Origin of the sequence: Streptomyces spongiae, assembly GCF_009377185.1 — a bacterium.
GTDB classification, from domain to species: domain Bacteria; phylum Actinomycetota; class Actinomycetes; order Streptomycetales; family Streptomycetaceae; genus Streptomyces; species Streptomyces spongiae.
This window is the reverse complement of the sequence record NZ_VJZC01000459.1, coordinates 1-8,176: the sequence shown is the minus strand read 5'-3', so window position 1 is coordinate 8,176 and position 8,176 is coordinate 1. Positions and strand designations below refer to the sequence as shown.

Genomic DNA, 8,176 nt, shown 5'->3' with positions numbered 1-8,176 from the left:
GGTGTGGGGGGTCGGGGGGGGAGAGAGCGGTGGTGCTGTCTGTCAGGAGTCGAGGGGGCGATCAGGAGTTGACCGCGGGGATGACCTGCGTGCCGTACGCGTCGATCACCGTTTCCTGGGCGTCGTGCATGTCGTACACGGCGAACTGGTCCACGCCCAGCTCGCGCAGCGCGTTCAGCTTCTCGATGTGCTTCTCGACCGGGCCGATGACGCAGAACCGGTCGACGATCTCGTCGGGCACGAACTGGGTGTCCGGGTTGTCGGCGCGCCCGTGGTGGGAGTAGTCGTACCCCTCGCGGGCCTTGATGTAGTCGGTGAGCTCGTCGGGCACGGCCGCGGAGTGCTCGCCGTACTTGGCGACCAGGTCCGCGACGTGGTTGCCGACCATCCCGCCGAACCACCGGCACTGCTCGCGCGCGTGGGCGAGCGCCTCGGGCGAGTCGTCCTCGGTGACGTACGCGGGGGCGGCCACGCAGATCCTGACGTCGGAGGGGTCACGACCGGCGGCGACGGCCGCGTCCTTCACCGCCTTGACCATGTACTCGGTCAGGTACAGGTCCGCGAGCTGGAGAATGAAGCCGTCGGCCTCCTCACCCGTCATCTTCAGGGCCTTGGGACCGTAGGCGGCCATCCAGACCGGGAGTTCGGCGCCGGGCTTGATCCAGGGGAAGCTGATGACGGTGCCGCCGCCGAGGTCGGCCTCTCCCCCGCTGCCCAGCGACCGGATCACCTTCATCGCCTCGCTGATACGGGCCAGGGTGTTGGGCTTGCGGCCGGCGACACGCATCGCGGAGTCCCCGCGGCCGATGCCGCACACGGTCCGGTTGCCGAACATGTCGTTGAGGGTGGCGAACGTGGAGGCGGTGACCTCCCAGGTGCGGGTGCCCGGGTTGGTGACCATGGGGCCGACCGTCAACTTCGAGGTGTTCGACAGGATCTGACTGTAGATCACGAACGGCTCCTGCCACAGCACGGCGGAGTCGAAGGTCCAGCCGTACGTGAAGCCGTTGCCCTCGGCCCGCTTCATCAGCTCGATGACGCGCGAGGCCGGCGGGTCGGTCTGCAGGACGAGTCCGAAGTCCATGGGCTCCGCTCCTAGTTGAGGTACTGACAGGTGGAGCGGGGGGTGTAGACGCCGTGACCCGCGCGTCCGGTGAACTCCCGCTCGGTGATGACGGGTTCGCCGCGCGAGAGGACCGTCTCGACCCGGCCGGTGGTGCGCTTGCCCTCGTACGCCGAGTAGTCGACGTTCATGTGGTGGGTCTCGGCGGACATGACCTGCTCGGCGTGCGGGTCGTAGATGACGACGTCGGCGTCGGCGCCCGGGGCGATGGTGCCCTTCTTCGGGTACAGGCCGAACATGCGGGCCGGGGTCGCGCAGGCGATCTCGATCCAGCGGCGGCGCGAGATGTGCCCGTCGACGACCGCCTGGTGGAGCAGGTCCATACGGTTCTCGACGCCGGGGAGGCCGTTGGGGATCTTGGAGAAGTCCCCGCGGCCGAGCTCCTTCTGGCCGACGAAGCAGAAGGGGCAGTGGTCGGTGGAGACCACCTGGAGGTCGTTCGTACGCAAGCCCTGCCACAGCTTGGCCTGGTGCTCCTTGGGGCGCAGCGGTGTCGAGCACACGTACTTGGAGCCCTCGAAGTCGGGCTCGGCGAGGTTGTCGGTCGACAGGAAGAGGTACTGCGGGCAGGTCTCGCCGAAGACGTTGAGCCCCTCGTCGCGCGCCCTGGCCAGCTCGGCGACCGCCTCCATCGCCGAGACGTGCACGACGTACAGGGGCGCACCGGCCACCTGGGCGAGTTTGATGGCGCGGTGGGTGGCCTCGGCCTCCAGCAGCGCCTTGCGGACCTCGCCGTGGTAGCGGGGGTCGGTCTCGCCACGGGCCAGCGCCTGTTCGACGAGCACGTCGATCGCGATGCCGTTCTCGGCGTGCATCATGATCAGGCCGCCGTTCTCGGCGGAGCGCTGCATGGCGCGCAGGATCTGGCCGTCGTCGCTGTAGAAGACGCCGGGGTAGGCCATGAACTGCTTGAAGGAGGTGACACCCTCCTCCACCAGCAGGTCCATCTCCTTGAGGGTCTCCTGGTTCACATCGGAGACGATCATGTGGAAGCCGTAGTCGATGGCGCACTGGGCGTCGGCCTTGGCCATCCAGGCGTCCAGTCCCTCGCGCAGCGAGTGGCCCACGCTCTGCACGGCGAAGTCGATGATGGTGGTGGTGCCGCCCCAGGCTGCGGCCCGGGTGCCGGTCTCGAAGGTGTCCGAGGCGAAGGTGCCGCCGAACGGCAGCTCCATGTGCGTGTGCGCGTCGACGCCGCCGGGGATCACGTACTTTCCGGTGGCGTCGATCGTGCGCTCGGCCGTCCAGGCCTCGGCGGCGGGGGTGCCGGTGGCGGCGAGGGCGGCGATGCGGCCGTCCTCGATCAGGACGTCGGCGTGGATCTCGTCGGACGCGGTGATGACGAGACCACCGCGGATGACTGTACGGCTACTCATATTCCGTCTCCGGAGCGGTAGTTGGTCGTCTGCGGGTTGGCTGTGGTTGCTCGCGCAGTTCCCCGCGCCCCTAACGGGGCGCCTACGGAGCCGTCAGCGGGCCGTACGCCTCCGGGCGGCGGTCGCGGAAGAACTGCCAGCGGTCGCGCACCTCCCGCAGCTTGGCCATGTCCAGGTCGCGGACGACGAGTTCGGTCTCCTTGTCGCTCGCCACCTCGCCGACGAACTGGGCCTCCGGGTCCACGAAGTACGAGGTCCCGTAGAAGTCGTTGTCGCCGAGGTCCTCGACGCCGACCCGGTTGATCGCGCCGATGAAGTACTCGTTGGCGACGGCCGCGGCCGGCTGCTCCAGCTGCCACAGGTAGCGGGACAGACCCCGCGAGGTGGCCGACGGGTTGAAGACGATCTCGGCACCCGCGAGACCCAGCGCGCGCCAGCCCTCCGGGAAGTGCCGGTCGTAGCAGATGTAGACGCCGATCCGGCCCACCGCCGTGTCGAAGACCGGCCACCCGACGTTGCCCGGGCGGAAGTAGAACTTCTCCCAGAAGCCGGGGACCTGGGGGATGTGGTGCTTGCGGTACTTGCCGAGGTACGAGCCGTCCGCGTCGATCACCGCGGCCGTGTTGTAGAGGACGCCGGGCTGCTCCTCCTCGTACATCGGCAGCACGAGGACGAGCCCAAGCTCTTTGGCGAGCGCCTGGAAGCGCCTGACGACGGGGCCCTCGGGGATCTGCTCGGCGTACTCGTAGAACGCCTTGTCCTGGACCTGGCAGAAGTACGGTCCGTAGAACAGCTCCTGGAAGCACAGGACCTGAGCACCCTGCGCGGCCGCGTCCCGGGCCGCCTGCTCGTGTACCTGGATCATCGATTCCTTGTCGCCGGTCCACGCGGTCTGGAAGACGGCGGCACGGATCACTCTGCTCATCGGGACCTCCGGTCGCTCGGTGTGCAGCGAGAGTAGGAAGTCCGGAAGGCCGCTTTGAGTTGCACCGTGTCACGTCTGCGGGCGTGCGGCGTTCCACACTGTCACCGTTGCGCGGGCCCATGTTTCACCGCCGTTTTTCCAGGTCGTCCCAGGTTTCACAGGTGTTGCGCGGCCGGGGTCCCGTACGCGGGTCAGCCCTGCTGCGCGTCGTGCGCGAGGAGCGCGATGTGCACGGACGCGGCCTGCTCGAAGTCGTCGAGGTCGACGCCGAGGCGGGTCTCTATCGCCTCCAGGCGGCGGTACAGGGCGGGCCTGCTGACGTGGTGGAGCTGCGCGGTGCGGGACTTGTTGCGGCCGCTCGCGAGGTAGGTCCGCAGTACGGGCAGCAGGTCCTGCTCGGCGTGGCGGTCGCCGCACAACAGGCCGTCCAGCTCCCGCTCGGCGAAGGCCTGGACGTACGGGTCGTCCCGCAGCAGGCGGACCAGCCCGCGCAGGTGCACGTCCCGCAGCCGTACGACGACGGGCAGGTCGAGCCCGGCTGCCGACTGGGCCACGGCGTCGGCCACGTGCTGGGCCTCGCGCAGTCCGGCGGGCACGTCCTCCCAGGCGGTGCGGGCGTCCGCGGCGGCCACGACCGTGTTCCCCGCCCCCGACTCCGAGCGCAGCCGGGTCGCGAAGTGCGCGGTCAGCGCCTCCGCGTCCTGGTCCCGGGCGAGGCTCAGCAGGACGGCGGTGGCCCCTTCGGCGAGTTCGGCGACGAGCCCTGGCAGGCCCACCATGCGCAGCACGCGGTCGAGTCCGGCGGGGTCGCCGTCCCGTACGACGAGAGGGACGAACGTACGGCGGTTGACGGGGAGTCCGGCCGCTCTGGCCCTGGGGAGGAGCTGTCTCGCGGGGACGATCCCGGAGATCAGGTCGGTGAGCAGGCTCTGCGCGGACTCCTCCTCCCAGGAGTGCGCCGAGCCGCCGAGCATGCGGTGCAGTACGAGGGCCTCGGCGGCGCGGTCGGCGAGCAGCCGCCCGGTGGCCGTGTCGCCGCGGTAGCCGCACAGCACGATCCGCCCCCAGCGCTCCCCGCGCCCGCCGAGTTCGGCGCGCACCCAGCCGTCGCCCTCGTTCCCGCCGGCCTGCCGGGCGATGCGCTCCCAGTCGCGCAGCACGTCGTCGACCGCCGACCGCTCCCCCGCCGTGGCGAGCACACGGTGGGCGAGGTTGGTGACGACGACGGGACATCCCGCGTGCTGCGCGACCTCGTCGAGGAGGTGTTGCAGCGGGGCGCCCGCGGTGATGAGTCCCGTCAGCGCCGTCCGTACGGCCTCCGACAGGCTCACGGCCGCGAACTTCCGCCGCACCAGCCGCGACTGGACCTCCTCGGTCAGTTCGGCGAAGGGGAAGGGCCGGTGCAGCACCACCATGGGCAGCCCGCACCGTTCGGCCGCCCGGCGCATCACGTCGGGCGGTGACGGGAAGGCCCGGCCGAGTCCGAGGACGACGGCCGCGGCCTCCGCGCGGTGCAGGGAGCGGATGTACTCGGCCTGCGCCTCCGTGTCACCGGCGAGCAGCACCCCGGTGGTGAGCACCATCTCGCCGCCGCTGAGCATCACACCGACGTCGGCGGCCTCGGCGACGTGGACCCAGCGCACCAGCCGGTCGAGATGGCTCGCCCCGGCCACCACCTCGGGCTCTCCGGCGAGGACCCGGTCCAGGGTGAGGACCTGGCGTACCGACAGGGCGGGTTCCGGGGCGATGGTGGTCATGGCGCGTTCCCCTTGCTCAGGAAATGACCGGGTATGACCGTGCACTACCGGGCATGACCGGGTGTTACAAGAGCGTGCTGAGGGCGCTCTCCAGGATCTCCGCGCCCTCCTCCGCCTCGGCGACGGTGAGCGACAGGGGCGGGGCGATGCGCAGCACGCTGGTGTTGTGGCCGCCACCCTTGCCGATCAGCAGGCCTCCCGCCCGGGCGGCCTCCAGCACGGCGGCCGCCGCGTCCGGGTCGGCCTCGTCCGTGCCGGGCCTGTTGAGCTCGATGCCGATCATGAGCCCCCGGCCGCGTACCTCGCGTACGGCCGGAACCTGGGCGGCGATGGCCCGCAGCCGCTCGATCAGCAGCCCGCCGACGCGCCGGGCGTTGCCCTGGAGGTCGTGCTCCAGCAGGTAGGTCAGGTTGGCGAGGCCCGCGGCCATCGTGATCTGGGTGCCGCCGAAGGTCGAGATCGAGTTGCTGTCGAGGCAGTTCATGATCTCGGCGCGGGCGACGACACCGCCGATGGACGTGCCGTTGCCGATGCCCTTGGCGAAGGTGAGGATGTCCGGCGGCCCGTTCTGGCCGTGGGCCTGCCAGCCCCAGAAGTTGTCGCCGGTGCGGCCCCAGCCGGTCTGCACCTCGTCGGCGATCCACAGGATGCCCTGAGTCTGGAGCACCTCGCGGAAGGCGGCGTACAGGCCGTCGGGCGGCGCGGTGAAGCCGCCGACGCCCTGGATGGGTTCGGCGATGAGAGCGGCGGGCGCGCGGGTGTGACCGAGGAGGTCCCTGAGGTCCTCGACGCAGGCCGCGATGAACTCGGCGTCGCTCAGGTCGGCGAACGGGCCGCGGGTGCGGACGCCGCCGTGGACGTACAGCGTCTGGAGCGGGGACAGGGAGGTCGGGGACCAGCCCTTGTTGCCGGTGATGCCGACCGCGCTGAACGAGCGGCCGTGGTAGCTGTTGCGCATCGCCAGGATCTGGTTGCTGCGGCGGTACGTCGTGGCCAGCAGCAGCGCGGTGTCGTTGGCCTCGGTTCCGGAGGTGGTGAAGAAGACCCGCGCGTCCGGGATGCCGGACAACTTCGCGATGCGCTCGGCGAGTTCGACCATCGGCCGGTTGAGGTAGAGCGTGGACGAGTGGATGATCCGCCCGGCCTGGTCGCTGACCGCCTTGGTGACCTCGGGCAGCGCGTGCGCGGTCATGGTGGTGAGGATGCCGCCGAAGAAGTCGAGGTACTTGTTGCCCTCAGCGTCCCAGACGTGGCGGCCCTCGCCATGGGTGATCTCGACGGGGTCCGCGTAGTAGAGGGCGAGCCAGTCGGGCATCACGGCCTTGTGCCGGCCCAGCAGTTCACTCGTCACGGTTGCACCAGTCCTTCGTAGGCGTCGGGTCGACGATCACGGTAGAACGCCCACTGCTGTCGTACGTCCTCGATCAGGTCGAAGTCGAGATCCCGTACGACGAGTTCCTCGTCCTTGTCGCTCGCGGTGTCCCCGACGAACTGTCCGCGGGGGTCGACGAAGTAGCTCGTCCCGTAGAAGTCGTTGTCCCCGTATTCCTCCTGGCCCACACGGTTGATCGCCGCGATGAAGTACTCGTTGGCGACAGCCGCCGCGGGCTGCTCCAGCTGCCACAGGTGGGAGGACAGGCCCCGGTGGGTGGCGGACGGGTTGTAGACGAGCTGGGCGCCGTTCAGACCGAGCTGACGCCAGCCCTCCGGGAAGTGGCGGTCGTAGCAGATGTACACGCCGACCTTGCCGACGGCCGTGTCGAAGACGGGCCAGCCCAGGTTCCCCGGTTTGAAGTAGTACTTCTCCCAGAAGCCCTTGACCTGCGGGATGTGGTGCTTGCGGTACTTGCCGAGGTAGGTGCCGTCGGAGTCGATCACGGCCGCGGTGTTGTAGTAGAAGCCGGACTGCTCGACCTCGAAGACCGGGACGACGATCACCATGCCTGTTTCGCGGGCGAGCTCCCGCATACGACGGACGGTCGGTCCGTCGGGCACGGGCTCGGCCCAGGCGTAGTGCTCGGGCTCCTGGACCTGGCAGAAGTAGGGGGCGTTGAAGACTTCCTGGAACCCGATGATTTTCGCGCCCTGCCGGGCCGCCTCGCGGGCGTGCTCGATGTGCTTGGCGACCATGGACTCGGTGTCACCGGTCCAGGTCGCCTGGACCAGAGCGGCGCGTACGACGTTGGCCATTGGCAGCTGCTCCTTCGGCGGGGACGTCAGAGAGCCTCTACGCCCGTAGACGCAGGCCGTAGAGGCTGAACGTAAGCCTCCCCGCGTACCTGGGCAAGACCATCGCCGTTAACCGGACGAGTCGATCTTGTTTCGCACCCCTCCGGGTGACCGCCCCGTGCACGCCCCGCGCCGTGTCAGGCGGCGAAACCCGCGACCCGGAGGGCGTGCACGAGGTCCCAGTAGCGCTCGTCCGACACGCGTCGCGCGGCCTGAAGGAGCAGGGGACCGACGCGCTGCGGGTCGGCCTCCGCGCTCCGGGCGGCTTCTTCCGGCGTACGGATGCGCACGTACGCGTCCAGGAGCGCCCGTACCTCCCGGTCGCGCCCCTCGCGGGCGAGGGCGAGGACGGCGGTACCGATCTCGACGGCCGGGCGGGCCACGCCCTGCCGCAGCATCTGCTCCCCGTCGGCGGTGCGCCCCGCCGCGGCCAGCGCGTCCGCCGCCGCGACCAGCTTGCCGGCGGGCAGTGATGCGGCCTCCCACAGGAGGGTGGCCCAGTCGGCGCCGAGGCCCGCGCGGTGCAGTTCGGCGGCGAGCAGCGGGTAGCGGGCGGCGGGCCAGTGGGCGGCCTCGACGAGCAGGGCGTGCGCCTCGCCGCTGCGCTGGTCGCGCCGCAGGGCGAGCAGCCTCTCGACGGTTGTGGTGACCTCCTGGCGCTCCTCGTCGTCGAGCGGCTGTCGGCGCTTCGGCTGGGGCTGCGCGGCGCCCGCCGTGTCGGCCGCGCCGGCGAAACGGGCGCCTCGGGGCGAACGGGTCCTGGGGG

6 protein-coding genes and 1 pseudogene are annotated in these 8,176 nt (G+C 70.3%); all 7 read right to left on the bottom strand.

What is annotated here, in order from left to right; all coding sequences use genetic code 11:
* Positions 1 to 61: 61 nt before the first annotated feature.
* On the bottom strand, positions 62 to 1,084 hold the full coding sequence (locus FNH08_RS38085; protein ID WP_152776099.1) for a TIGR03842 family LLM class F420-dependent oxidoreductase: 1,023 nt from the start codon (positions 1,082 to 1,084) through the stop codon (positions 62 to 64).
* A gap of 11 nt (positions 1,085 to 1,095) precedes the next feature.
* On the bottom strand, positions 1,096 to 2,499 hold the full coding sequence (hydA, locus tag FNH08_RS38080) for a dihydropyrimidinase (RefSeq protein WP_152776098.1): 1,404 nt from the start codon (positions 2,497 to 2,499) through the stop codon (positions 1,096 to 1,098).
* 82 nt (positions 2,500 to 2,581) lie between these two features.
* Positions 2,582 to 3,424: a nitrilase-related carbon-nitrogen hydrolase gene (locus FNH08_RS38075; RefSeq protein ID WP_152776097.1), complete on the bottom strand. Its 843-nt coding sequence runs from the start codon at positions 3,422 to 3,424 to the stop codon at positions 2,582 to 2,584.
* Positions 3,425 to 3,615: 191 nt separating this feature from the next.
* Positions 3,616 to 5,181, bottom strand: coding sequence for a PucR family transcriptional regulator (locus FNH08_RS38070; RefSeq protein WP_152776096.1), 1,566 nt, complete (start codon positions 5,179 to 5,181; stop codon positions 3,616 to 3,618).
* Positions 5,182 to 5,245: 64 nt separating this feature from the next.
* Positions 5,246 to 6,532: an aspartate aminotransferase family protein gene (locus FNH08_RS38065; RefSeq protein WP_322726148.1), complete on the bottom strand. Its 1,287-nt coding sequence runs from the start codon at positions 6,530 to 6,532 to the stop codon at positions 5,246 to 5,248.
* Positions 6,529 to 7,371, bottom strand: coding sequence for a nitrilase-related carbon-nitrogen hydrolase (locus tag FNH08_RS38060; RefSeq protein ID WP_152776095.1), 843 nt, complete (start codon positions 7,369 to 7,371; stop codon positions 6,529 to 6,531). The genes FNH08_RS38065 and FNH08_RS38060 overlap by 4 nt, the downstream gene beginning before the upstream one ends.
* Positions 7,372 to 7,547: 176 nt before the next feature.
* Positions 7,548 to 8,176 (bottom strand): annotated as a pseudogene (locus tag FNH08_RS38055) (hypothetical protein); the annotation flags it as partial.

Bases quoted from the DNA above. Each gene is read 5' to 3' on its own strand.
- FNH08_RS38085 (WP_152776099.1), bottom strand. From the start codon at position 1,084: ATGGACTTCGGACTCGTCCTGCAGACCGACCCGCCGGCCTCGCGCGTC.
- hydA (WP_152776098.1), bottom strand. From the start codon at position 2,499: ATGAGTAGCCGTACAGTCATCCGCGGTGGTCTCGTCATCACCGCGTCC.
- FNH08_RS38075 (WP_152776097.1), bottom strand. From the start codon at position 3,424: ATGAGCAGAGTGATCCGTGCCGCCGTCTTCCAGACCGCGTGGACCGGC.
- FNH08_RS38070 (WP_152776096.1), bottom strand. From the start codon at position 5,181: ATGACCACCATCGCCCCGGAACCCGCCCTGTCGGTACGCCAGGTCCTC.
- FNH08_RS38060 (WP_152776095.1), bottom strand. From the start codon at position 7,371: ATGGCCAACGTCGTACGCGCCGCTCTGGTCCAGGCGACCTGGACCGGT.